Source organism: Streptomyces sp. NPDC001135, from assembly GCF_053598395.1.
On sequence record NZ_JBSFKD010000024.1, the window covers coordinates 91,021 to 113,356 of the forward strand.

The following is a 22,336-nucleotide window of genomic DNA, read 5'->3' on the forward strand; positions in this document are numbered from 1 at the left end:
AGCCACACCCTCGGCGAAGGCCGCGCGGACGGCGAAGCCCGCAGGACCGGCAAGGAACCCTCCGGCGCGGGAGATCACCGAACCGGTGTACGGCGCGTCGGCGGTGCGGGGGCGGCGGGCGGGGAGCGGGGCGCTGCCGGGGGGCGGGGAGCCGGTGCCGCGGTGCGGGGCGGGGTGGCGTGAGGGTGGGTGAGGTGCCGGCCGTGCCCGATGTGTTCGACCCGCGCCGGTACGCCGCCGGTGTGCCCCATGACGACTACCGCGTGCTGCGCGACCACCATCCGGTCGCCTGGCAGGAGGAGCCGCAGGTGCTCGGCTGGCCGTCCGGACCGGGGTTCTGGGCGGTGACCCGGCACGCGGACGTCGTCCGGGTGCTGAAGGACGCCACGACGTACTCCTCCCACCTCGGCGCGACCCAGATCCGCGACCCGGCCCCGGAGGACCTGCCGTTCATCCGCAGCATGATGCTCAATCAGGATCCGCCGCGCCACGGGCGCCTGCGGCGACTGGTGAGCCGGGCGTTCACGCCGGGCCGGGTCGACCGGTTCGCGACGCTCGCCCGGGAGCGGGCACGCACCCTGCTCGCCGGGGCGCTGCGGCAGGCGCGGGAGGGTGACGGCACGGTCGATCTGGTGGCCTGCGTCACCGACGAGTACGCCCTGCTCAACCTGGCGGATCTGCTGGGCGTCCCGGTCAGCGACCGGCGGCTGCTGCTGCACTGGACGCAGCGGGTCATCGGCTACCAGGACCCGGACGAGGCCGGTCCCCCGGTGCTGGACGAGGCCGGCAAGCCGGTCGATCCGCGCTCCCCGGCGATGTTGAAGGACATGTTCGCCTATGCGCGTCACCTGGCCGCACACAAGCGGCGTCACCCGGCGGACGACGTCATGAGCACCCTCGCGGCCGACGCCGAACTCACCGGCACCGAACTGGAGATGTTCTTCTTCCTGCTCACCGTCGCCGGCAACGACACCGTGCGCAGCGCGGCCCCCGGCGGGCTGCTCGCCCTGGCCGAGCACCCCGAGGCGTACCGGTCACTGCGCGCGGGACAGGCGGAACTTCCCGTCGCCGTCGAGGAGTTGCTGCGCTGGCATCCGCCCGTGCTGACCTTCCGCCGGACCGCCGTCCGGGACACCGAGCTGGCGGGGCGACGGATCCGGGCCGGTGACAAGGTCGTGGTCTTCCACGCCTCGGCCAACCGGGACGAGCGGGTCTTCACCGGTCCCGACCGGCTCGACCTGGCCCGCTCCCCCAACCCGCACGTGTCGTTCGGCGACGGCCCGCACGTGTGCCTGGGTGCCCACTTCGCGCGGCTTCAGCTACGGCTGCTCTACGAGGAGGTGCTGAGCGCGCTCCCCGGGCCGCGGCTCGCCGGACCGGCCGGACGCCTCGTGTCGAACTTCATCAACGGCGTCAAGTCGCTGCCGGTGGATGTCACGTGACTCGGACGGTCACTTGAGTCAGACGGTCACTTGACGTCGACCTGGATCAGCGCGTGCGTGCCGCTGGTCCGCCAGCGCCGGCCCTCGGTGGCCCCCAGTGCGGCATCGGTCGCCGCGGACAGGCCGGTGATCACGTCGGACTTCAGGGTGCGCAGCGCGGCGACCGGGCCGGGGAAGTAGGCGGTGGTCTCCTGGAAGGGGGTCGTCGGCGGCCACAGCCGGTCGCCCACCAGACGCCGGTAGTTGAGGTCGCCCTTGAAGACGGTCAGCGTGGCCGCGGCGAACTCGGCGCGCAGGTCGTCCGGCATCTCCGCATACGGCAGCGGGGCGCAGGAGAAGGGGTGGACGCGTACGGTGAGGCGGCCGTCGCCCATCGCCGCCCACAGCACGCGCGCGTACTCGACCGCCGCGCCGGAGGCGGTGCGCAGCCGGTGCAGCGCGTCGACGACGTCGGCGGTCGTGGCGTCGGAGACGTAGTACGGGTACGGCTTGACGTGCAGCACCGCCCGCGCAGCCCGGCCCTCGGCCAGGAGATGGGCGATCAGTAGCAGGTCCGGGACGAGTTCGCGGCCCGCGTTGTCGGCGACCAGGACGAGCGTGGCCGTGCCGCCGGGCGGCAGCAGCGACCACAGGGCCGCACTGTCGTCGGCGACCAGCGCCGGGACCGGAGCCCGGTTCCCGACACCCTCGGCGCTCTCGGCGCTCTCGGCGGAGAGCCGGAAGCCCAGGTCGGCGCGGTTGCCCCACAGCGAGCCGTGCAGCAGGGCGCGCGCCCGCTCCTGCTCGGGCAGGCCGGGCAGGACGTCCAGCGCGGCCAGTTCCTCGTCGGTCTCCGGCGCGTCGAGCTCGGCGCGTTTGAACGGGCGGAAGGGGTCGACGCCCTGCCAGGCGCCGGGGCCGAACCAGCCGACGGCGTCGAGCAGCCGGCGGTAGAAGTAGCTCTCGGACCACAGCCAGGGCACGTCGTACCAGGAGCGTCCGGCGCAGCCGGACAGGCCCCACTCCTGCCACCGGTCCCGGTCCGGGGCATCGGCGTGCAGCGGCTCGACGGTCCCCTGGGTGCAGCTCTTCAGCAGCTCGTCCAGCGCCCGGTGCTGCCCGGGGCCGTACGGGAAGGCGTCCCGTACCTGCCGGATGATCGCGGGGTGGCGTTCGGCCAGCACGCTGTGCGGGAACGAGCCGGGTTCGTTGCCGAGGATCACGGGCGCGAACGGGGTGTCGGGCATGTCCGTCACCGTATCGCGGGCGTCAGGCGGTTCTGGTCTCCCGCTCCAGCTGCGTGGCGAGGGTGACGTAGCGGGGGCGGCGGTGCACCGGGACCAGACCCCGGATCAGGAGGTGCCACATCTCGGCGACCCGGCGTGGAAGCCGTCCGACCGGTTCGAGCGAGCGGCCGGCGACGCGGGTGCCGACGAAGAAGGCGACGAGGGAGTGCGCGACGACTCCGACGTCGAGGTCGCTGTGCACATCGGCCTCTCTGACGGCCGCGGTGAACTTCCGGGTCGCGAAGTCGAGCCACTCGGTGAACGGGTGCCGAAGCGGCGGCGGTACGGTGACGTCGGCGGTGGCGAGGCGGAGCGCGGCGCGCGGCACCGGGTCCTCCACGGCGAGCCGGGCGACCCCGAACGTGGTGCGCATCAGGGCCTCCAGTGAGGAGTAGCCGCGGCTGTCGACCTCGGCGACGAGCTTCCGCGCGGCCCTGGCGTTGAGTTCGAGTATGGCGTGCGCGAGGTCCTCCTTGGCGGCGAAGTGGAAGTACAGGGCGCCCTTGGTGACCTTCGCGTGTGCGACGATGTCGCTCAGACTGGTGGACTCGTAGCCGTGCCGGTCGAACAGATCGGCGGCGGCCGTGATGATCGTTGTCCGGGTCTGCTCGGCGCGTAACTGCCTCGCCATCCTGGGACCCCTCCTCGCGACTCGTACGAACGGGACATGCGGTTTGTTTTAACCCCTTGCACACGATAACTCACCCATGTGCGGCGGAAGTCCGGTGCGCGGGCCGAGGGCACGACACGTGTCACCGGCGGATCCGGCAGCGATCGGTTCCCCGGCGATCCGTGAGCGGACGAGACCAGAACGGTTCCTCCCCTTCGTTGCCCGACTGTCTTCGACAGCCGCGGGACGGCGGGTGCCGGACCCATGATCGCCACGATACGAGGCCGACGGCCGGCTCCTCAACGGGGTCTGGAAGCAGGCGCGAAACATCCCAACCGGTCGGTGCTTTCGCGCCCCTGACTCACCGATGCGCCGGTCCGGGGATCACCGATGCGCCGGTTCACGGTCGTGGACCCACCGGTTCACGGCACGTGGATGCGCCGGTCCGGCTGAACGCCCGGGACGCCCCCGCCGTACTGGACGCCGCAGACCCTGTTCCCGCGCCGCCGAGGAGACGTCCCGGATGACTCGGACGACCCGGACGCCCCGGACGACCGCCCGCCTGAGTGTCGTGGCGGCCGCCGCCGCGGCCCCGCTCCTGCTCCTGTCGTGGGCGGCGGGGCCCGCCCGGGCCCACGGAGCCCCCACGGACCCGGTCAGCCGGGTCTACGCCTGTTCCCCCGAGGGCGGTGAGGCGACCCGCTCGGCGGCCTGCCGGGCGGCGGTCGCGGCGAACGGCGCTCCGTTCACGGCGTGGGACAACCTGCGCGTGGCCGGGGTGAACGGCCGTGACCGGCAGGTGATTCCGGACGGCAGACTGTGCAGCGGGAACCTGCCGGCGTACCGGGGCCTGGACCTGGCCCGGCCGGACTGGCCGGCGACCCGGCTGACGCCGGGCGGCAGACTGACGATGACGTACGCCTCGACGATCGCGCACACGGGGACGTTCCGGCTGTACCTCACCAAGCCCGGTTACGACCCGGGGAAACCGCTCAGGTGGTCCGATCTGCCGGAGCGGCCCTTCGCCCAGGTCACCGATCCGCCCCTGCGCAACGGGGCGTACCACATCGATGCGACGCTGCCCACCGGCCGGACGGGGCGTCAGGTCCTGTACACCGTCTGGCAGAACACCAGCACGCCGGACACCTACTACTCGTGTTCCGACGTGGTGTTCGCAGAGAAGGGGGCGAAGGGGCCGGGGAACGCGGACGCGAAGGCGGCGCCGGTGAAGACGGCACGTCCGGCGCCCTCCGCCGCCGGCACACCGGCGGCGGAGGGCGCGCGGGCGGGCTTTGGCCTCTCGGCGCCCGTACTGACGGGCGGCGCCGCCGCGGTGCTGGTGCTCACCGGGGGCGCCACGCTCGCAGTACGGCTCAGGCGCCGGTGAACTCGACCTGGCTGCAGGTCAGTTGACGTAGACCCGGGCGCCGCCGTCCGTCACGGGCGCGTACTTGGCGGTGAAGTAACCGTTCGCGAAACACAGCGACGACCCGGAGGCCTTGGTGAACTGCTGGTTGGTGAAGCCGATGCTGCTGTCGCTGTTGTCGGTCTTCCCGGTCAGACCGGGCGCCTGGTAGACGCAGGTGATGGTGCCCAGCAGGGTGCGCAGCTTGACCGTGGTCTGGATGGTGGAGCCGGCGGCCGGCGACACGGTGAGGGTGCCGTCGGAGGCGACGGTCGCCGTGTAGGGCAGGTGGTCGACGGTGATGCTGCTCACGCCGGTGACGCCGGTGACGTTGCTGGTGCAGGAGCCGGCGTCGAAGGTGTGCCCGGTGACGGACTCGGTGGCTGTGCCGGGGGCGGTCGGGTTGCCGGTGACCGTGGCGGTGAACTGGGAGGACTTGCACGTGACGCCGCTGGTGCCGGTCGCACTGGAGTAGAGCGTGGCGGACGTGCCGGAGGCCAGGGGCGCGGTGAGGGTGTCGCCGGTCGCCACGGCGGCGCCGCCCGCACTGCCGGCGGTGAGGACGGCGCTGCCGTCGGCGGAGGCGGGGGCGGCCACCGCGAGGGCGAGTGCGGTGGCGGTGCCGGCGAGGGCGAGGAGGGATCGGGTGCGCATGCGGGTGCCTCTTTCCTGGGTGGGGTCCCGGTGAGGTGGGTGGGGGGTGGCGCCGTGGAAGCGGCGTGGTGAAGGGGGGCGTCGTGGAATCGGCGCGGTGAAGGGTGGCGCGGGTGGTGTGCGCGGTGCCGCCGGCGCAGGGCCGTGGCGCCTTCTCCGTACGCGACGGACCGGCGACGGCGGCAGCCCGGGCAACGGACCGAGCCCCGGGCACCGGCCGAAGGCCCGGGGGAAGGCCTTCGGCCGGTCCGGCAGGGAACAGCCGACGACAGCCGGGAACGGCCGGGCACGACCAGGGGGATTGATCGTGCGCAGCCGCACCGATGTGAACGGTTTCCCTGGGCTGAGGTGAGCGGTCGGCTGAGACGGCCGGGGACACGGCCGGTGCCGCTCGGCGGATCCGGCGCCACGGATCCGTGAAACAGGGGAATTTGTAGACCTGATCAGACGTCAACGTCAAGGAGTTCAGGGCCAGTTGGGACGCCCGGTCGCCCCCCGCGCACATCCGACACGCTTTTTTCACAACTCCCTTGACCCCTCGAAGTAACCGGCGGTAACTTCCTCGCAGGCTACTGCCGCGTAACGAGAAAGCCCTTGCTCCGCCGGGGTGCGAGGAGGCGTACGCGGCAGTCGCTGTCCGCGCCAGGACACCGCGCCGCTGAAGCCCAACCCGCATTGATCCATGCCCATGGGAGCAGACATGGCCTCGTCCCCGGACGTCCCGTCCGCCGACAGCACACCCGAGAACCCGGGAAACGGTTCACCGTCCGAAGCACAACAGGCCGCGACCCCCGCCGGCGCCGAGAGACGGGGCCGGGTCCGGGCCCGCCGGGCCGCGGTGATGGCGGTACCCGCCACGCTCGTGGCTGCCGGTCTCGCGGTGCTCACCGCGCAGGGGGCGCTGGGCGTGCAGTTCGCGATCTCCGGCATGCCGTTCACGGTCACCGCGACGGAACTCAACGGAACCGGTTTCGAGCAGTTCGGCGGCCTCGACAACATGGCGGACGGCAGCCCGAACGCCGGGGACAGCGGCGGCCAGGTGCTGGTGGTGACCTCCGCGATCAAGAAGGCCACGCTCACCAAGCTGTGCCAGAGTGTCGACCTCGGCGGCACCAATCTGCTGATCACGGCGGGAGGCGGTGCGGACAAGGTGGTCGCGCGCGACCTCACCACCGACTCCACCGAGCTGTCCGGCAACGCGGCGTTCAGGAACATCGAGATCGGCAACGACGCCAGCACGCTGAACAAGGCGAACGCGAAGGGTCCGATCGGGGTCTTCAGCCAGCAGGCCGACACCGTGCACATCGGGAACCTGCGGCAGACCAACTACGCGACCACGGCAGGGGTGTTCAAGCTCCCCGGCCTCAAGCTGCGCTTCAGCGGCTCGGGTTGCTGACCGCGGTGACCGGCCGTCCACGTCGGGGAGCACGGGCGGCCTTCCGTGGCTGGCGGTCCCGTCGGCCGTTCTGGGGCGGGCTGCTGCTCGCCCTGGCCGGCGGGGAGATCCTGCTCACCGAGAAGGCCTCACTGAAGGTCGTGATGCACATCGGTATGCAGGGGCTGGCCGGATACCTGCTGCCGACGCTGATGGCGCTGCTGGGTCTGCTGATCCTCTTCAACCCCGCGCAGCGGCTGTTCTACTCCGTCACCGGCGTCCTGGTCTCCCTCGGCACCTGGGTCACCTCCAACCTCGGCGGCTTCTTCGTCGGCCTCCTGCTGGGCATCACCGGCAGCTGCCTCACCTTCGGCTGGCTCCCCGACCAGCAGCCACGCGTCAGCCGCCGCACACGCCGAAAGCACAAGCAGGCGAGGGCGGCTGCGGCGGCGGAGGGGGCGGAGGGCACGGCGGCCTGAGGGGGCGGGAGGGACGGAGGACGACGGCACCCCCACGGTGCGAGGGGACGGGAGCCGCCGTTGCGCGATGCCGTTACGGCAGTCACCTCCGCAAGGGAGCGGCCGGGGCCACGCTCCCCGGGCTGATGGAGTCCTGCCGGTCATGACGTGGTCGACGGTGGGTTCGGGGTGGTCGGCGGGGCGGGATCGGCTGTGGACGGTCCGGCCCGGACGATGGCTTGGTCTCCTCGTGGACCGAACAGGTGCAGGATCTCCACCGCGCTCGTGTCCGCGGGGCCGAACCAGTGGGGCTCGGTGGTGTCGAACTCGGCCACTTCGCCGGGCCGCAGCGTGAAGTCCCGCGCGCCGAGCACGAGGCGCAGCCGACCGGCGAGGACGTAGAGCCATTCGTAGCCCTCGTGGGTGACCAGTTCCGGCCGGCGGGGTGCCAGCACCTGCTTGAAGACCTGTACTCGGCCCGGGTACTGCGTCAGGGGCACGAGAACGCTCCCGCGCTCCTTGCGCAGGGGCCGCAGGTGCACCCGAGGGTCACCGCTGGCCGGCGCCGCCACCAGCTGGTCGAGTGCCACGCGGTGCGCCCGTGCCAGCGGGATGAGCAGGTCCAGAGTCGGGCGCCGCTTGCCCGACTCCACCCGGGACAGTGTGCTGACCGAGATCCCGGTCGTGGCCGCGAGCGCCTCGAGCGTGAGTCCCCGTTCCCTGCGCAGCCGGCGCAGCCGGGGCCCGATGCCATCGAGGATCTGCTCCAGCTCTGCGTCCCCGGATCCTGTGTTCATGGGTCCAGTTTTGCAGTGTTCGCAAAACTGATGGGCCGCGGCCGTCGCCCGGGCCGAGGCTTGCCGGGCATTGTTCCCGGACATCAGAGGTAGACCGTGACCGCGACGACACACCCTGTTCAACCCGTGCTGAGTGCGCGCAGACGCTGGACGGTACTGGCCGTCTGCTGCCTGAGCATGTTCCTGGTGGGCCTGGACACCACCATCGTCAATGTGGGTCTGCCGGCCATCGGGCGCGGCCTGGACGTCGACACGCGCGGTCTCGAATGGATCGTGGACGCCTACACCCTCGTCCTGGCCAGTCTCCTGATCTCCTCCGGCGCACTGGCGGACCGCTTCGGACGCCGCCGGGTGTTCCAGTGCGGGCTGGCCGTGTTCGGCGCGGCCTCACTGGTCTGCGCGCTCGCCCCGTCGGCGGGCGTACTCGTCGCGGCCCGCACCCTGCAGGGCATCGGCGCCTCGATGCTCAGCCCCGTGGCGCTCGCGATCGTGGTCAACGCGATGCCCGACCCGAAGGAACGGGCGCAGGCGATCGGCATCTGGGCGTCGGTGTTCGGACTGAGCATGGCCGCCGGACCCGTCACGGGCGGCGCGTTGCTCGCAGGGCTCGACTGGCGGGCGCTGTTCTGGATCAACGCACCCGTCATCGCGGCCGCTCTGCTCCTCAGTGCGGTGTTCGTGCCGGAGTCCCGGGCACCGCGGGCCCGGCGGCTCGACCTGCCCGGCCAGGTCCTGCTGACCATGGTCCTCGCCGTCGTGGTCGGCGTCCTGATCGAAGGGCCGCGCATCGGCTGGACGTCGCCTGCGGCACTGGCGGGATACGCGGGGGCTGCGGTGGCGACAGCCGGATTCGCGCGGGTCGAGTCCCGCCGAGGCGAGCCGCTGATGGATCTGCGGCTCTTCGGACGCCCGGTCTTCAGCGGTGCCGTGGTCGGCGCGGTGGCGGTCTTCGTCGCCCTGAACATGACGCTGCTGCTGAACACCCTCTACCTGCAGCACACCCGGGGATGGACGCCGCTGGCCGTGGGGGTGGCCACCTTGCCCCTGGCCGTCGGAGCGACCCTCTGTGCCCCCTGGTCCGGCCGCATGGTCGGCCGCACGGGACCGCGGCTGCCGCTGCTCCTCGCCGGCGGTTTCATCACGGTCGGCGGGCTCTGCCTGGTCCGGCTCACCCCGCACACGAGTGTGCTCCTGCTGCTGGCCGCCTACTCGCTCATCGGCATCGGGTTCGGCTTCGCCAACGCCCCGATCACCAACACCGCGGTCAACGGACTGCCACCCGCCCGTGCCGGCGTGGCCGGGGCGATCACCTCCACCGCACGGCAACTCGGTTCCGCCCTCGGCATCGCCCTCGCCGGCGGCCTGGTCACGGGCGCCGGCCCGACGGGGCTCGCGCACGCGTCCCGCCCGGGCTGGATCCTGGTCGCCACCTGTGGCGTACTGCTCCTCCTCGTCGCCCGCGCGGCACGGCCGAAGGAGGCCGCCACGGGCCCCGCCTCCCCGCAGGCGCGGTGAGCCCCGTGACGCGCCGCAACGCGCCGTTGCCCGTCGACGCGCGCCGCCGCCTCGCTCCTGAGGACGCGCATGGACTGGCCCAGCGCCCGCGCGGTGGCCGGGGCTTCCGGGAACCGGACGGGACGAGGAACTCGACGGCGGTGATCAACCGGTGCCCGGGACCGAGTCCCTTCCGGAGCACGAGCGCCCCTGCTCGGGGGACCCGAACTCACCGCCCGCGCCGCGTGTGGCGGATTCTCGCCGCGGTGAGAGCCAGGGCGTACAGGCCGAGAACGGCGGCGAGCAGCAGGTGGTACGCGGCGGGCAGGGCGGTCATGCCGAGTGCGGCGCCCAGCGGACCGGGAGGGACGGCGAGTCCGACGACGGCGAGGAGGGCGGCGGCCCCGCCGACGGGACCGGGCCGGCCGCCGCGGGCGAGGCCCCGGCCGTCACGCAGGAGCAGCATGACCAGCGCCTGGGTGAGCAGGTTCTCGGTGAACCAGGCGGAGTGGAACACGGCCTGGTCGTCCAGGGCGTCGGGGCCGTCCAGGGCGAGCGCGAGGACGCCGAAGGTGGCGAGGTCGGCGACCGCGTTGAGCACGCCGAAGCCGGTGATGAACCGCAGGAAGGCCGGTGGCCGCAGCACGGTGGGCCGGCGCAGCTCGTGCGGGGCGGGGCGGTCGTGGGCGAAGGCGAGCTGGGCGGCGTCGAAGCACAGGTTCTGCGCGAGCACCTGGACCGGGAGCATCGGCAGGAAGGGCAGCGCCAGTCCGGCGGCGAGCATGGCGAGGACGTTGCCGAGGTTGGAGGAGAGGGTCACGCGCAGATAGGCGGCGATGTTGGCGCTGCTGCGCCGGCCGGCGGTGACGGCGTGTCCGATGGCGGTGAGGTCCTTCTCGGCGAGCACGACGTCGGCGCTCTCCCGGGCCGACGCGACGGCTCCGCGCGGCGCGATGCCGACGTCGGCGGCGAGCAGCGCGGGGACGTCGTTGACGCCGTCCCCGAGAAAGCCGACGGTGTGTCCGGCAGCACGCAGCCCCGCGACGACCCGGGCCTTGTGCTCGGGGGTACAGCGGGCCACCACCGTGGTGGCCCCGACCGGGAACCCTCCGTCTGCTTCGACCGCCGGCCCTCCTACGGCCTCGACCGCCGACTCGACCGGGAACGGCCCGATCGCGAACGCCTCGGCCGCGAACGGCTCGGCGCCGCCCCCGGCCCCCCGTACACCGCCCCAAGCCCCGCCGCCCCCGGCGCTGTGTACCTCGCGGACCTCCAGACCCAGTTCCCGGCAGACACGGGTCGCCGTCGCGGGATGGTCGCCGGTGAGGACGTGGATCCGGATGCCGAGGGCGGTGAGGGCGCGCAGGGAGTCGGCGGCGCCCGGGGTGGGTTCGTCGTGGAAGGTGACCAGGCCTCGGAAGGTGAGCCCGCGTTCGTCGGCGGGCGTGTACGGGCGGGTGCGGGCGGGCCGTTCGGCGGTGGCGACGGCCAGGACGCGCTGTCCGGTGTCCGCCTCGCGTGCGGCCAGCGCCAGCAGTCGCTGCCGCTCGCCGACCGGCAGGGCGCAGCGCTCGAGGACGTCCTCGGCGGCTCCCTTGGTGACCAGCAGGTGGCGGCCGGGCCGGGCGGCGAGGACGGCGGTCGCGAGGCGCCGGCCGGGTGCGACCGGCAGGGCGGCGAGACCGTCGTACTCCTCCCCCACGGCTCCCGAGACGTCGAGCAGGGCCTCGTCGAGGGCGTCCGGGACGGGCAGTTCGGCGAGTTGCAGGGTCCACCAGGCTCCGGCGGCCGCCCAGCGCAGCACCTCCGGGTCGTCCCGGCCGTCGGGTCCGAGGGAGCGGGCGGCGACCGGCCGGTCCTGGGTGAGGGTGCCGGTCTTGTCCACGCACAGCACGTCGATCGCGCCGAGGTCGTGCAGCGCGGGCAGCCGTCGTACGACGACCCGGCGGGTGCGGGCCAGCAGGGCGGCACTTCGCGCGAGGCACGTGGTGACGATCACCGGAAGCATCTCGGGGGTCAGTCCCACGGCCACCGAGACGGCGAACGGCAGTGTCTGCAGGCCCCAGCCGCGCAGCGCCGCGCCCGCCATGAGCACCAGCGGCGGGGTGAGCAGCACGAACCGGACCAGCACCCAGGCGATGCCGTGCACGGCCCGGTCGAGGGCGCTGGGCTCGCGCGGCTCGGGCGCCCGCTGGGCGGCGCCGAACCGGGTGTGCGCCCCGGTCGCCACGACGACCGCGGTCGCGCCGCCCGCCACCACCGCGCTGCCCTGGAAGCACAGGAAGGACTCGCTGCGGGGCTCCGGCAGGTCGGTGGCGGCCTTGGGCACGGGCGCGGACTCGCCGGTGAGCGCGTCCTGGCGCACGGTCAGCCCACGGCTGCGCAGGAGTCGTACGTCGGCGGGGACGAGGTCGCCGGGGCCGAGCCGGACGACGTCGCCGGGGACCAGGTCGGTCACCGGGACCTCGAGGGCGCGCGGTGCGGCGGTGTCGTCGGTGCGGCGCAGCACGGTGGCCGTGCCGGCGACCAGTTCGCGCAAGGAGGTGAGCGAGCGGTCGGCGCGGCGCTCGCCGGCCGCGCGCAGTGCGCAGCCGACGGCGACCAGGGCGAGGATCACCGTGGCGGTGCCCCAGGAGGCGACGAACGCCGAGACCAGGCCGAGCGCGAGCAGTACGGCGGTGAACGGGTCGCGCAGGCCGCGCAGCCAGCGCCGGGGCCAGGAGGGGGTGCGTGGGCGGGGCGGGGTGTTCTCGCCGTGGGCGGCGAGCCGGGCGGCGGCCTCGGCGTCGGTGAGTCCGCGCGGGCCGGTGTCCAGGCGCCGCAGCACCTGGAGGGGCGTTCCGGACACCGGGTCAGAGGCCGCAGAGGCGGCGGGCCGGGACCGTGGCGGCCGCGTCCCGTTCGGTGAGCCGGCCGACCAGCAGGCGTACGACGTCGACGACGGCCGCCTGTCCGGCGGCGTCCACGAAGTACACCTGGCGGCGGCCCTCGCGTCGGGAGCGGACGAGTCCGGCGAGCTTCAGCTTGGTCAGGTGCTGGCTGACGGCGGGCAGCGCGCCGCCGACCCGCTCGGCGAGCCCGGTGACGTCGCTCTCCCCGTGGATCAGCGCCCACACGATGTGCAGCCGGGCGGGTGAGGCGAGCAGCCCGAAGGCGGCGGCCGCCTCGGTGAGCACCTCGGCGGAGGGGTCCTGGTGGCCGGTGCCGGGCGCTGTCGCCACTGTCGCCTTCCTCTGCTTCCTCGGTGTCGTCCGTGTGCGGTCCGTGTGCGGGGACTCAGTGTAGGTCGGCGGGAACTTCCCGGCCGCCCCATGAGTTTCTACGGTGTTGTAGAAGTTGCGCCGGTGTGCCGTGGCAGCACCCGGCAGTTGACACGAGGAGTGCGCATGGCCCTGTGGGACCGCGTCAAGGAGTCCGCGTCGCAGATGCAGACGCAGTTGGTGGCGAGGAAGAACGACCTGAAGAGCGGCGCGTTCCGCGACGCGAGCATGGCGATGTGCGCCCTCGTGGCCGCCGCCGACGGGACGGTGGACCCTTCGGAGCGGCAGCGGGTGGCCCAGCTCATCGCGACGAACGAGGTGTTGCAGAACTTCCCGGCGGACGACCTCAGGCGCCGCTTCGAGGAGAACCTGAGCAAGCTGACGACCGACTTCGCCTTCGGCAAGGTGAGCGTGCTGCAGGAGATCGCCAAGGCGAAGAAGAAGCCGGCCGAGGCGCGGGCCGTGATCCAGATCGGCATCGTGATCGGCGGTGCGGACGGCGACTTCGACAAGACGGAGCAGGCCGTGGTGCGCGAGGCGTGCTACACGCTGGACCTCCCGCCGCACGAGTTCGACCTCTGAGCCGTACGGGCGTTGTCGCCGCGGGCAGGATGGGGGGCATGCTCGACGATCTCGACCGTGCCCTCATCCACGCCCTGCACCTGGACGGCCGGGCGCCGTTCAGCACCATCGCCGAAGTGCTCGGGGTCTCGGCGCAGACCGTGGCCCGCCGCTACCGCCGGCTGCGTACAGAGGCCGGCCTGCGCGTGGTGGGCCTCGCCGACCCGGACCGGGCGGGCCGCGCCCAGTGGCTGGTCCGGCTGACGGCGACGGCACGCTCGGCGCAGGACATCGCCGCGGCCCTGGTGCGGCGGCCGGACACGTCCTGGGTGAAGCTGACTTCGGGGGGCACCGAGATCACGGCGGTGATCCACGCCCCGGCCGAGGACGCCTCCCCCGGCTCCCTCCTGCTGCACGACGTCCCGCGCACCGGCGGCATCACCGCCGTCTCCGCGCACTGTCTGCTGCACACCTACCTGGGCGGCCCCGCCAACTGGCGGCGCAGCGCCCAGGCCCTGGACGAGAGGCAGCGGGCGGCCCTGGAGTACCGGGAGAGCGCGCAGGGCGTACGGCAACCGGGGCCGGAGGACGACGCGTTGCTGGCGGCGCTGGAGCGGGACGGCCGGGCCGGGCAGGGGGAGCTGGCCCGGGTGACCGGCTGGTCACCCGCGACCGTGGCCCGGCGGCTGGCCGAACTGCGCGCGGCGGGCGCCCTGTTCTTCGACGTGGAGGTGGACGCCGGGCTCTTCGGGGTGCGGACCCGGGCCCTGCTGTGGCTGTCGGTGCGGCCGGCGGACCAGGAGAAGGTCGCCCGCGCGCTGGCCGGCCATGACGAACTGGCTTTCGTGGCCGCGACGACCGGCCGCACCAACCTGGTCGCCCAGGCCCTGTGCCGCGACCCTGCCGATCTGCACCGCTACCTCACCGGGCGGCTGGGGGCGCTGCGGGAGATCGACGCGCTGGAGACCAGCCCGGTGCTGCGCACGCTCAAGGCGGCGAGTCCGGTGCTGACGGATCTGGCCCGCCTGCGGCCCCTTGGGACGACGCCTGCCCGTCGGTCCGGTTGAGACCGTACGCGGCTGCGGATGCGCGGAAGCCGGTCGCGCGGTTCCCCGCGCCCCTTCGGCGCGGTGCCGCCTACGGTCTGTCGTCACCTTCCCGTCGTTGCCCGAAGGGCGGCCCGGCGGCGTCAGGTGCGTGCTCTCGGCGTGCCGGGCGTGGACCCGCGTACTGGACGTACTCGGGTCCGCGCCCGGTGCGGCGAGTGGGGGCACCTCCCACGCCCTTGAGGCAGTGGGGGAGCGTGCATGGCGCCGCCGGGCAGACGGGAATGTGACGACAGGCCCTAGGCGCCCTCGCCCGTCCCGACCCTGCCGCTCGCCGCCCAGGCCACGGCCAGCAGTACCACCGCCGCCCAGCAAGCCGCCTGCGATGCGCCGAGCCCCTTCCCGGCCAGGTACACGCTTCCCAGCACCGCCACCCCCAGTGTCGCCCCCAGCTGCTGCACCGCGTTGAGCAGCCCGGCCGCCGAGCCGACCTCGTGCGGGCGCAGGGGTCGCAGGGCGAGGGTGAAGAAGGCGGGTGTGAACAGGCCGGCACCCAGGCCGACGAGGGCGAGGGCGGGCAGCAGCGCGACCGGGTAGTGCCCCGGCGTGGTCGTCCGGTACGCGGCCACGGCGGCGAGCAGTCCGGCCAGCAGCACCCCGAGCCCGTACGGCATGACCCGGTGCCCGTACCGCCGTACCAGTCTTGAGCCGGCCCACCAGGAGGCGAGGGCGAGCCCCGCGGACCACGGCAGTAGGCTCAGGCCGGACGCCAGGACACCCGTGCCGGCGTCCAGTTGGAGCTGGAGGACGACCACGACGGTCAGCCCGTTGGTCACCGCGAAGAAGGCGGTGGAGGCGACCAGAGCGGCGGGGAAGCCGCGGTGGGTGAACAGGCTGGGCTCCACCAGGGGACGGGCCGTGCGCCGCTGGTGCCGGGCGAAGCCGGTGAGCACGAGGAGTCCGGCACCGAGCAACAGCCAGTCGCTGACGGCGAGTTGACTGAGGTCGCCGCCGATCAGCGGGTACACCAGGAGTCCGGTGCCGAGCGCCGCCAGGGCGGTGCCGGGCCAGTCGAGGGCCGGACGGTGCGGGGCGCGGTTCTCCGGCAGGTTCCGGGCGAGGGCCAGCACCACCGCGGCCACCGGCACGTTCACGACGAACGCGGACCGCCAGGACGAGCCGAACAGGTCGGCGTGCGTCAGCACACCGCCGACGACGGGCCCGCAGACGGCGGCGAGGCCCATCACCGGTCCGATGCTGCCCAGCGCCTTCGCCGTCTCCTCCCCCGAGAACATCGCCTTGATCAGGCCGATGGTCTGCGGAATGATCAGCGCCGCCGCGGCGCCCTGTACGGCCCGGAAGGCGATGAGCAGCCCCGGCGACGGTGCCAGGGCGCAGGCGGCGGACGCCGCCGTGAACAGCGTGACGCCGAGGACGAACATCCGGCGCCGGCCCGCGATGTCCCCGAGCCGCCCGCCGGTGATCAGCAGCACGGCGAACGGCAGGGTGTAGGCGGCGCCGAACCACTGCACGTCCGAGACCGGCCCGCCCAGGTCGGCATGGACGGCCGGGGCGGCCACCTGTACGACGGTGGCGTCCAGCAGGTTCATCGCCTCGCCGAGCAGCAGGGCGGCCAGGCCGGGCCAGCGCCTGCGGTAGGGAGTGGCGGCAGCCACGCTTTCCGTGATCATGGAGTTCCTCTCACGCTCGCTACGGGACCGGCGACCGGCCCCGTAGCGAGGGTGGGAGATCACGGGAGGCGGACTCCAACGGGAGCGGCGCGCTTGCGGATTTCTTCCATCAGCACCACCAATCCTGAGGAAATCCCACAGGAAGACGCGGGACCGGGCGTCAGACGAGGCCGGCGGAGCGCAGCCAGGCCCTGGCCACGTCCAGCGGGTCCTTGTTCTGGACCTGCACCTGCGTGTCGAGGTCGAGCAGGGTCGCGGTGTCGAGCTTGGCCGAGACCGCGTTGAGCGCGTCGACGCCCTTCTTGGGCAGGGCGCCCTTGCGGACGAGCGGCTGGACGTTCTCGAAGCCGAACAGGTTCTTCGGGTCCTGCAGGACGACGAACTTCTCCTTGGAGATGGTCGCGTCGGTGGTGAAGATGTCCGCGGCCTGTACGGCGTCCTTCTTCAGCGCCGCCTGGGTGAGCGGGCCGCCCGCGTCCAGCGCCCGGAACGACTTGAACTCGAGGCCGTAGACGGACTTCAGGCCCACGAGGCCCTGCTGGCGGGCCTGGAACTCCGGCGAGGCGCCGATGACCAGGTCCTTCGCGATGTCCTTCAGGTCGGCGATGGACGACGTCCCGGTGAGGTGGTACTTCTTCGCGGTGGCCGCGTTCACCGTGACGGAGTCCTTGGACTGCGCCGCCGCGGGCTTCAGCAGGGTCAGCCCGGAGTCCAGCTTGGCCTCGATGGCCGTCGTGGTGGCGTCGGCCGTCTTCGGCTTCGCGTTCTTGTCGAGGTAGGCCAGCAGCGCGCCGTTGTACTCGGGCAGCACCGAGAGGGAGCCGTTCTTGATCAGCCCGTAGGTGGTCTCGCGGCTGCCGATGTTCGGCTTGTACGAGACCTTGACGCCCTTGGCCTTGAGGGCCTCGCCGTAGATGTCGGCGAGCAGGGTGCTCTCGGGGAAGTTGTTGGAGCCGACGACGACGGTGCCGCCGCTCGGCTTGCTGTCGTCCGACAGGGGGTTGCCGGACGTGCCGTTGGAGGAACAGCCCGCCAGCAGAGCCGTCGCCGCCGCGAGGGCGACCACCGCCGCGCCTCGGTTCCTCCGGATGGGCCTGCTGATGCGGTTGGTGGAAGTCACGCACCGATCCAATCCAGCCGGTTCTCGCCCAGTCAAGGGCCGCAGATCACTGATTGGCCTCGATCGGCGGTCAGTTGTGCCGGGGGGTGGTCTGGTGCGGGCCCCCGGGCACCGGGTCGTGGGCGTCAGCCGCTCCTGCGCACCCCCGGTGACACCGTGAGCCGGGACACGGCCCAGAACACCACGAGGGTGGCCAGGGCGAGTCCGGCGACCAGCGTGGCGCCGCCGACGACCTTCTCGTAGTTCTTCTGGTAGAGGCCGTCGATGATGTACCGGCCGAGGCCGCCGAGGCTGACGTAGGCGGCGATGGTGGCGGTGGAGACGATCTGGATGGCCGCCGTGCGCAGGCCGCTGAGGATCAGCGGGAGCGCGACCGGCACCTCCACCTGGAACAGCACCCGTGCCTCGGACATGCCCATGCCCCGGGCGGCGTCCACCGGCGAGGGGTCGACGGAACGGATCGCCTCGTAGGTGGTGACCAGGATCGGCGGTACGGCGAGCACGACCAGCGGGATCATCACCGGCAGCAGACCGAAGCCGATCCAGAGGAACATCAGGACCAGGAGACCGAAGCTGGGCAGGGCCCGGCCCGCCGTGGCGATCAGGGCGAGGGCGTTGCCGCCGCGTCCGTGGTGTCCGGTGAGCAGCCCGACGGGCAGTGCGATCGCGGCGGCGATCAGCAGGGCTTCCAGCGAGAACCTGAGGTGTTCGGCGAACCGGGTGGGGATGCCGTCGTAGCCGTGCCAGTGGGCGCTGTCACTGAAGAAGGCGCGGGCGAAGTCGAGGACGTTCACCGGGCGGCTCCCTTCCGCGGCATCCAGGGGGTGAGCAGGACGCGGACCAGGACCAGCACGGCGTCGGCGAGGATGCCGAGCACGGCGATGGTCAGGACGGAGTTCACGGCCAGGGCGGGCCGGTGGTAGGTCTGGGCGTCGTAGAGCATGTTGCCGAGGGCGCCCTGGTTGCCGATGAGCATGCCGACGCTGACGAGGGAGATGCTCGACACGGTCGCCACCCTGAGGCCCGCGATGATCGCTGGTACGGCGATGGGCAACTGCACCTGGAAGTAGCGGCGTACCGGGCCGAGACCCATGGCCTCGGCGGCGGCCAGGGTCTCCTGCGGTACCGAGCGGACCCCGTCCACGATCGCGGGGACGAGCACCACCAGACTGTAGAGCGCGAGCGGGATCATCACCGTCGTCTCGCTCTGCCCGAAGTAGTCGATGAGCACGACGAAGAACGCCAGGGACGGGATGGCGTAGAGGACGGTGGTGATCCCGAGGACGGGCGGGTAGATCCAGCGGAAGCGCACGCACACCTGGGCGACGGGCAGCGAGACGATCAGGCCGGCCAGTACCGGGATCAGTGCCTCGCGCAGATGCAGGCCGACGAGTCCGAGGTAGCTGTGCTGGAGGTCGCTCGGGAGGTCGAAGAAGCCGTTCATCGTGCGGCCTTCACCCCTGCCCCGTGCGCCACCCGGCTGTGCGCGGCGCGGATGGCCTCGCCGATGACCTGCTGGGACACGACGCCGACGGCGCGTCCGTCGCCGTCCACCGCGACGGCCCAGCCGGTCGGTGAGAGCACCGCCCCGTCGAGCGCCGTGCGCAGGGAGTCCGTGCCGGGCACGAACGGGCGCCCGTGGTCAATGAGTTGCTCCCGGTCGATGGCGCCGGCGGTGAGCCGGTCCGGTTCGCTCCAGCCGAGCGGCCTGCCGTCGGGGTCGGTGACGAGGAGGTAGGGGGCGTCGGCGCGGGAGGCGAGCCGCGCGGCGTCGGCGTCGATCGCGACGACCGGCGACGTCTGCAACTCCAGGCCGGCGGAGGGGAAGAAGGACAGGCGGCGGATGCCGCGATCGGCGCCGAGGAAGTCCTCCACGAAGGAGTCGGCGGGCGCGCTGAGCAGTTCGGCGGGCGGTGCGAACTGGGCGAGCCGCCCGCCGGTGCGCAGTACGGCGACCATCGTGCCGAGCTTGATCGCCTCGTCGATGTCATGGGTGACGAAGACGATGGTCTTGCCCAGCTCCTCCTGGATGCGCAGCAGTTCGTCCTGCAGCCCCTTGCGCACCACGGGGTCGACGGCGGAGAACGGCTCGTCCATCAGCAGCACCGGCGGATCGGCGGCGAGCGCCCGGGCGACACCGACGCGCTGCTGCTGGCCGCCGGAGAGCTGGTACGGGTACCGCTTGGCGAGCGAGGTGTCGAGCCCCACCCGCTCCATCAGCTCGGCCGCCCGTTCCCGGGCCTTGTGTCTGGTCTGGCCGAGGAGGCGGGGCACCGTGGCGATGTTGTCCAGGATGGTGCGGTGCTGGAAGAGGCCGGCGTTCTGGATGACGTAACCCATCGACCGGCGCAGGGTGTTGACCGGCTGCTGCCGGATGTCCGTGCCGTCGAGGAGGATGCTGCCCTCGGTGGGCTCCACCATCCGGTTGATCATCCGCAGGGTCGTCGTCTTGCCGCAGCCGGAGGGCCCGACGAGGACGGTGATCGCGCGGTCCGGTATCTCCAGCGACAGCCGGTCGACCGCGACCGTGCCGTCCGGATACCGCTTGGTGACTGAATCTATCCGTATCAAAACGCCGAATGCCCTTCGGGTTTGGCGGATTTCCGCCCGCTTGCGGCCACGGTCGTCGTTGCGCAGGCCGTTGCGGGAAGAGTCTAGACCGCGAGTGTTTCAGCGTTTTGGCGGCGAGTGACCGGGCCGCCGCGGGCGGCGGCCCACGCCGGCCCGTCCGACGCCCTGCAGGGGGGCGGGGAACGGCGCGATTGACGCCGTGCGGACGGCCGGGCAGGCCTCCCGCGATCCCTACGGCGAGACGCCGCCCTGTCGGCTGTGCGGCCGGCAGGCGAGCGCGGCGACGTCGTCCTCCGCGTGCCGCGCGTCCAGCCGGCCGAGGATGGTGTCCAGTACGTCGTCGAGCCCGTCCCCGACGGGGAAGCGGACGGCGGACAGCCGGGCCAGCGAGCGGTCGATGTCCTCCCCCCGGCGTTCCACGAGCCCGTCGGTGAACAGCACTAGGGTCTGGCCCGGTTCCAGCCGCTGGGTGGTGGACTCGTAGCCGCCGAGCCCGGTCCCCAGCGGTGGTCCGACCGGGACCGGCACGATCGAGGCCTCGCCGCCGGAGGTGATGAGCACGGGCGGCAGATGCCCGGCGCTGGCCAGCGTGACCTGCCCGCGCCCCGGGTCGACCCGGGCCAGCAGGCAGGTGGCGGGCCGCAGCTCCGCCTCCCGGGAGGCGATGTCGTCCATCTGCCGCAGCACCCGGTGCGGAGGCAGGTCGGCGGAGGCGATGTAGCGCAGGGAGGAGCGGTAGGCGTTCATGTCGACGGCGGCCTCCAGGCCGTGCCCCATGACGTCGCCGACGACCAGCAGGGTCCGCCCGAAGTGCAGCCGTACGGTCTCGCACCAGTCGCCGCCGACCAGGACGCCGCCGCCGGCCGGGAGATAGCGGATGGCGATGTCGAGGTTGGGGTGGGGGCGGCCGGGCTCGGAGAGCAGGGCGCGTTGCAGGTCGCCGGCGGTGCGGTTGACGCTCTCGTAGTCGCGCGCGTGGCGGATGTGGGAGGCGGCGCGCTCGGCGAGCAGGCCGAGCAGCTCGGCCTCCGCCTGGCTCAGGGGCGGCGGCCCGGAGCGGGCCCACACCAGGACGCCGTACACGTCCTCCCCGCTGATCAGCGGCGCGCACAGGGCGATCCGGTTGCCGCCCGCGTGCTCCAGCCATGGCTCCGGCTGCGCGCCGAGCGCCGGTACGGCCGCCTCGCGGGTCACCGCGGCGGCCCAGCCGGCGCCGGGCAGCGCGTCGGCGTCCCCGGTGACCGCCTCGTACCCGGAGACGGTCCGACCGGTCAGGCGCATCACGGCGGCCGTTCCGCCGGCCAGCCGTACGGCGACCCGGGTCAGCTCGGCGCAGGTCGTCGCCTCGTCGAGGGTCGTGCCGATCCCGGCGAGCGCCTCCCGCAGCACGCCCAGCCGCACACCGGTCTCCATGACGTCGCCGACCGCCACGCCCTTAGCGCCCCCCTCGGCATCCGCTGATTCCGCTGATTCCGCGGAGTCGTCGGCCGGCGCGGGCGGCGCGGCTCCCTCCTGGCCGCCACCGTCTTCCCGGTGGCGGTCGCCGTCGGCGGGCTGAGGCCTGCGACGGGACTGGATCCAGCGCGCCACACCCAACACCCTCACAGAATCTCAAACCGGAGCGACTCGGGCACCAGCCTCGTCGTCACCACCGCCCTCGGCGGCCCCGTGCGCTCGGTGCGCCTGCGATGCGGTCGGGACGGGCGGGACGAAGCGCTCGGGGGCCACCCGCGACGTGCCCGGGAGCCACCCGCGACGATCAGGGCCGCGGGACAGGGGCGGCGGTGCGCCGCGGCAGAGGCGGTGGACGGGCACCGTCGGGCCGACGCGAGGGGACCGGGCCGTCGACCGGCGAGCGCGCACACCGGCCCCCGGCCCTCCCCGAGGGACCGGCGCACCGCCCCGCGGGCGCGGTCGCCGGACGGTCCGGGCGCCGCACTCCACGCGGCGTTCCCGGTGCGCAGCGGGCCGTACGCGCCGCGTGACCGCGGGCGCGGAGCGGGCCGGCCGGTGCCCGGATCGTCGTGGTCGTCCGTACCCACGCTCCGCCGTCCCTCCCGCTCCCCTGTCCGACGGCGTTCATCTTCGACCGAACGCGCCCCATCGAGCACGTCTTTTGCAAGATTCAGGTTGGCGATTGATCGAAACCCCAGTGGTCGGCCGGCGGGTCAGTCCTCGGCGGGCGTCAGCCGCAGGGAGATGGAGTTGATGCAGTACCGCTGGTCGGTCGGGGTCGCATACCCCTCGCCCTCGAAGACGTGCCCGAGGTGGGAGCCGCAGCGGGCACAGCGCACCTCGGTGCGGACCATTCCGTGGGAGCGGTCCTCGACCAGTTCCACGGCGTCGGTGTCCTTCGGGTCGTAGAAGGACGGCCAGCCGCAGTGCGACGCGAACTTCGTGTCCGAGGTGAACAGTTCGGCACCGCAGGCCCGGCAGGAGTAGACACCCTTGGTCTTGGTGTCGGTGTACTCACCGGTGAAGGCCGGCTCGGTGGCGGCCTGCCGCAGCACGGCGTACTCGGCCGGGTTCAACTCCGCGCGCCACTGCTCGTCCGGCTTCTCGACGTCGTACGACATGAGCCTCAGCC

The 22,336-nt window shown here is 72.9% G+C and carries 20 protein-coding genes; 7 read left to right on the top strand and 13 right to left on the bottom strand.

All coding sequences use genetic code 11. From position 1 onward, the window contains the following. The first annotated feature begins 179 nt into the window (after positions 1-179). Positions 180-1,442, top strand: coding sequence for a cytochrome P450 (locus tag ACWC94_RS26780; RefSeq protein ID WP_450799603.1), 1,263 nt, complete (start codon positions 180-182; stop codon positions 1,440-1,442). Between the two features lie 26 nt (positions 1,443-1,468). Here the strand turns inward: ACWC94_RS26780 and ACWC94_RS26785 are convergent, their stop codons facing one another. Further along, entirely contained in the window at positions 1,469-2,668 is a 1,200-nt protein-coding gene (locus ACWC94_RS26785; RefSeq protein WP_450799604.1) for a damage-control phosphatase ARMT1 family protein, read from the bottom strand. A gap of 22 nt (positions 2,669-2,690) precedes the next feature. After that, entirely contained in the window at positions 2,691-3,338 is a 648-nt protein-coding gene (locus tag ACWC94_RS26790) for a ScbR family autoregulator-binding transcription factor (protein ID WP_450799605.1), read from the bottom strand. Positions 3,339-3,840: 502 nt separating this feature from the next. On the opposite strand from ACWC94_RS26790, the gene ACWC94_RS26795 reads away from it, so the two are divergent. Beyond that, complete coding sequence (locus tag ACWC94_RS26795) at positions 3,841-4,704, top strand: lytic polysaccharide monooxygenase (RefSeq protein WP_450799607.1); 864 nt, start codon at positions 3,841-3,843, stop codon at positions 4,702-4,704. 18 nt (positions 4,705-4,722) lie between these two features. Here the strand turns inward: ACWC94_RS26795 and ACWC94_RS26800 are convergent, their stop codons facing one another. Next, positions 4,723-5,376 carry a Tat pathway signal sequence domain protein gene (locus tag ACWC94_RS26800; RefSeq protein ID WP_450799608.1) on the bottom strand — a complete coding sequence of 218 codons (654 nt, stop codon included), beginning with the start codon at positions 5,374-5,376 and terminating at the stop codon, positions 4,723-4,725. A 700-nt stretch (positions 5,377-6,076) separates the two neighbouring features. On the opposite strand from ACWC94_RS26800, the gene ACWC94_RS26805 reads away from it, so the two are divergent. Next, on the top strand, positions 6,077-6,772 hold the full coding sequence (locus ACWC94_RS26805) for a DUF6230 family protein (protein WP_450799682.1): 696 nt from the start codon (positions 6,077-6,079) through the stop codon (positions 6,770-6,772). 5 nt (positions 6,773-6,777) lie between these two features. After that, a complete protein-coding gene (locus ACWC94_RS26810; RefSeq protein WP_450799609.1) occupies positions 6,778-7,230 on the top strand; it encodes a DUF6114 domain-containing protein in 453 nt (150 codons plus the stop codon). Between the two features lie 140 nt (positions 7,231-7,370). Here ACWC94_RS26810 and ACWC94_RS26815 read toward each other — a convergent pair whose 3' ends face one another. Beyond that, entirely contained in the window at positions 7,371-8,006 is a 636-nt protein-coding gene (locus tag ACWC94_RS26815; protein WP_450799610.1) for a helix-turn-helix domain-containing protein, read from the bottom strand. Positions 8,007-8,132: 126 nt separating this feature from the next. On the opposite strand from ACWC94_RS26815, the gene ACWC94_RS26820 reads away from it, so the two are divergent. Beyond that, on the top strand, positions 8,133-9,521 hold the full coding sequence (locus ACWC94_RS26820; protein WP_450799611.1) for an MFS transporter: 1,389 nt from the start codon (positions 8,133-8,135) through the stop codon (positions 9,519-9,521). Between the two features lie 208 nt (positions 9,522-9,729). On the opposite strand, the gene ACWC94_RS26825 is transcribed toward ACWC94_RS26820, so the two are convergent. Together ACWC94_RS26825 and ACWC94_RS26830 are read right to left on the bottom strand one after the other, a co-directional pair. Next, the gene (locus ACWC94_RS26825; RefSeq protein WP_450799612.1) at positions 9,730-12,348 is read right to left on the bottom strand and encodes an HAD-IC family P-type ATPase; all 2,619 of its coding nucleotides are present in this window, start codon (positions 12,346-12,348) and stop codon (positions 9,730-9,732) included. A 4-nt stretch (positions 12,349-12,352) separates the two neighbouring features. Then, positions 12,353-12,721 carry an ArsR/SmtB family transcription factor gene (locus ACWC94_RS26830; RefSeq protein ID WP_450799613.1) on the bottom strand — a complete coding sequence of 123 codons (369 nt, stop codon included), beginning with the start codon at positions 12,719-12,721 and terminating at the stop codon, positions 12,353-12,355. 165 nt (positions 12,722-12,886) lie between these two features. Between ACWC94_RS26830 and ACWC94_RS26835 the strand changes: the two genes are divergently transcribed. After that, positions 12,887-13,342: a tellurite resistance TerB family protein gene (locus tag ACWC94_RS26835; RefSeq protein ID WP_450799614.1), complete on the top strand. Its 456-nt coding sequence runs from the start codon at positions 12,887-12,889 to the stop codon at positions 13,340-13,342. A 38-nt stretch (positions 13,343-13,380) separates the two neighbouring features. Then, complete coding sequence (locus tag ACWC94_RS26840; RefSeq protein WP_450799615.1) at positions 13,381-14,388, top strand: Lrp/AsnC family transcriptional regulator; 1,008 nt, start codon at positions 13,381-13,383, stop codon at positions 14,386-14,388. A 278-nt stretch (positions 14,389-14,666) separates the two neighbouring features. On the opposite strand, the gene ACWC94_RS26845 is transcribed toward ACWC94_RS26840, so the two are convergent. The 7 genes from ACWC94_RS26845 to msrB all read right to left on the bottom strand — a co-directional run bounded on the left by ACWC94_RS26845 (position 14,667) and on the right by msrB (position 22,325). After that, positions 14,667-16,058: an MFS transporter gene (locus tag ACWC94_RS26845; protein WP_450799616.1), complete on the bottom strand. Its 1,392-nt coding sequence runs from the start codon at positions 16,056-16,058 to the stop codon at positions 14,667-14,669. 160 nt (positions 16,059-16,218) lie between these two features. Further along, positions 16,219-17,178: an ABC transporter substrate-binding protein gene (locus ACWC94_RS26850; RefSeq protein WP_450799617.1), complete on the bottom strand. Its 960-nt coding sequence runs from the start codon at positions 17,176-17,178 to the stop codon at positions 16,219-16,221. 125 nt (positions 17,179-17,303) lie between these two features. Further along, a complete protein-coding gene (locus tag ACWC94_RS26855; RefSeq protein WP_450799618.1) occupies positions 17,304-17,972 on the bottom strand; it encodes an ABC transporter permease in 669 nt (222 codons plus the stop codon). After that, positions 17,969-18,622 (bottom strand): ABC transporter permease, encoded by a 654-nt coding sequence (locus ACWC94_RS26860; protein WP_450799619.1) that lies wholly within the window; start codon positions 18,620-18,622, stop codon positions 17,969-17,971. The genes ACWC94_RS26855 and ACWC94_RS26860 overlap by 4 nt, the downstream gene beginning before the upstream one ends. Then, a complete protein-coding gene (locus tag ACWC94_RS26865; protein WP_450799620.1) occupies positions 18,619-19,749 on the bottom strand; it encodes an ABC transporter ATP-binding protein in 1,131 nt (376 codons plus the stop codon). The genes ACWC94_RS26860 and ACWC94_RS26865 overlap by 4 nt, the downstream gene beginning before the upstream one ends. 231 nt (positions 19,750-19,980) lie before the next feature. Then, the gene (locus ACWC94_RS26870) at positions 19,981-21,339 is read right to left on the bottom strand and encodes a PP2C family protein-serine/threonine phosphatase (RefSeq protein ID WP_450799621.1); all 1,359 of its coding nucleotides are present in this window, start codon (positions 21,337-21,339) and stop codon (positions 19,981-19,983) included. Between the two features lie 578 nt (positions 21,340-21,917). Continuing rightward, positions 21,918-22,325, bottom strand: a complete 408-nt coding sequence (gene msrB / locus ACWC94_RS26875; protein ID WP_450799622.1) for a peptide-methionine (R)-S-oxide reductase MsrB — start codon at positions 22,323-22,325, stop codon at positions 21,918-21,920. Between the last annotated feature and the right edge of the window lie 11 nt (positions 22,326-22,336).